The sequence below is a fragment of the Stenotrophomonas sp. HMWF023 genome, from assembly GCF_003060985.1.
Classification (GTDB): Bacteria; Pseudomonadota; Gammaproteobacteria; order Xanthomonadales; family Xanthomonadaceae; genus Stenotrophomonas; species Stenotrophomonas lactitubi.
This window is the reverse complement of sequence record NZ_QAIJ01000295.1, coordinates 1-1,985: the sequence shown is the minus strand read 5'-3', so window position 1 is coordinate 1,985 and position 1,985 is coordinate 1. Positions and strand designations below refer to the sequence as shown.

Genomic DNA, 1,985 nt, shown 5'->3' with positions numbered 1-1,985 from the left:
CGACAGGGGCTGCTGCAATGCCGGCGACAGGAACGTGTTGTCCACCACCACCAGCGCACCGGCCTTGTGCGCCGCGTCGATGACGAAGCGCAGGTCGGTGATGCGCAGCAGCGGGTTGGACGGCGTTTCCACCAGCACCAGCTTCGGCTGCGTGGCCAGCGCCTGGGCCAGCGCGCGTGGGTCGGTCAGGTCGGCGGTAACCAGTTCGAAATGGCCCTTCTTCGCCAACGCGTTGAACAGGCGCCAACTGCCGCCATACGCATCGTGTGGCACCACCAGGGTGTCGCCGGGCTGCAGCAGTGCGTTCAGCACCAGGTTGATCGCGCCCATGCCGGTGGCAGTGACCACGCCGCCGGCGCCGCCTTCCAGTTCGGCCAGCGCTTCGCCCAGCAGGTCGCGCGTGGGATTACCACTGCGGGTGTAGTCGTACTGGCGCTTGTTGCCGAAACCTTCAAAGCTGAAGTTCGACGACAGCACGATCGGCGGCGTGACCGCGCCATGGGCGGTGTCCCGATCGATGCCGGCGCGGACGGCGGCGGTGGTGCGACAACAGGACGGTTCAGCGGCGTGCAGGCTCATGCGGACTCTCCAGAAGTGCGGAAGGCGGTGGCGAGGATCGCGTCGATGCGATCGGTTTCTTTCAGGAAGGCGTCGTGGCCGTAGGGCGAGCGCAGCACGCGCAGGCTGCCGCGCGGGCCCAGTCTCTCGACCAGGCCGACCAGGTCGGCAAGCGGAACCAGGCGGTCGCCTTCAACGGCAACCACCACGGTCGGCGGCAGGATCGCGCTCGGGTCCACGCGGTGCAGGTCGATCGACTCGGACAGGCGCAGGTAGGCGTTGACCGGCGTGCGTGCGACGTACTGCGCGCCAGCGGCGTCGAGGTAATCTTCGGCGGCAACCCGAACGCGGCCATTGACCACTTCCGGTGCTGCGTCGAAGCGCTCGCCGAATTCTTCCGGCGTGCGATAGCTGAGCATCGCGAACTGACGAGCCAGCGCCAGGCCGTGGTCTTCGCCACACTGCAGCTGGCCCAGCGCCACGGCACGGCGCTGCAGCGCGCGCCAGGCGGCGGCATACGGATGCGGGCGGTGCGCGCCGCTGACCAGCACCAGCTGCCGGACCCGGGCACGGTGCCGGATCGCCAACTGCTGGCCGACCAGTGCACCATACGAATAGCCGACGAACGCCTTCAGCGCGCGGATGCCGAGGTGGTCCAGCAGCAGTGCCAACGCATCAGCCTGGTCGGCGGTATCGATCGGCACATCCAGCGCGCCGTCGGCGCCGATGAAATCGAACGCGAGCACACGCAGTTGTTGCGGATCGAGTGCGCGACCGCTGCCGACCAGGCCTTCGGCCCAGCCCTTCTCGGTGAACTGCGCATTGGAGGCCACATGGCGGTGCGCGGAAATGCCGCCGGCCAGTACCACCACCGGTGCGTTGACCGGCCCGACCCACTCGTAGCGCAGGCGCACCGGGCAAGGGCCGGCATGACGCATCGACAGCACGGCGGCGAACTCGCCGCGCTCGGCGTGCACGCGGTCGTCGACCGGCACGCTGACGGGGACAAAGGGTTCGGGGCGAAGCACGGTGCTGGTGGCGAAGCTCATGGCGGGTTCCGGTAGGGAAATCGGCCATCGAGCCTTCGCGGGGCTCGCGTTCGAAATGCACGTGGTGTGCAGGTTCGAACCATCTTTCGGTGGACGCCACGGTCCCCGCAGGATTTGGCACCTACGCAGGCGCTTTCGCGTCTGCGGGCTGCCCCGGCTTCAAAGGGCCTGTCCCTCTGCCGGTCTCGATGGTGGAGCCACGATGCCAGTCCTTTCCGAGCGTGTCAATCCCTTCATGCGGATAAAGAGATGAATGAGTGCAGAGACCCCCACCCTTCCCCCATCCCGACAGCTTGCGTAGAGTCCCGGCGGTCCATGTCGCTGGAGCCGTCGATGCGCCGCTTGCCCTTGTCCTGCCTGCTGCTGCCCCTGTTGGCG

2 protein-coding genes and 1 riboswitch are annotated in these 1,985 nt (G+C 67.9%); both genes read right to left on the bottom strand.

Annotated elements, in window-relative coordinates; all coding sequences use genetic code 11:
* Window positions 1-579: aminotransferase class I/II-fold pyridoxal phosphate-dependent enzyme (locus DBR20_RS16975; protein ID WP_146187040.1), on the bottom strand; the 579-nt coding region annotated here is incomplete at its 3' end.
* The gene (locus DBR20_RS16970; RefSeq protein WP_108267125.1) at window positions 576-1,607 is read right to left on the bottom strand and encodes a homoserine O-succinyltransferase; all 1,032 of its coding nucleotides are present in this window, start codon (window positions 1,605-1,607) and stop codon (window positions 576-578) included. The genes DBR20_RS16970 and DBR20_RS16975, both read right to left, overlap by 4 nt.
* A gap of 76 nt (window positions 1,608-1,683) precedes the next feature.
* Window positions 1,684-1,802, bottom strand: a riboswitch (SAM riboswitch).
* Window positions 1,803-1,985: the final 183 nt, after the last annotated feature.

What these genes read in the sequence shown, in the direction of transcription:
- DBR20_RS16970 (WP_108267125.1), bottom strand. Translation starts at nt 1,607, where the DNA reads ATGAGCTTCGCCACCAGCACCGTGCTTCGCCCCGAACCCTTTGTCCCC.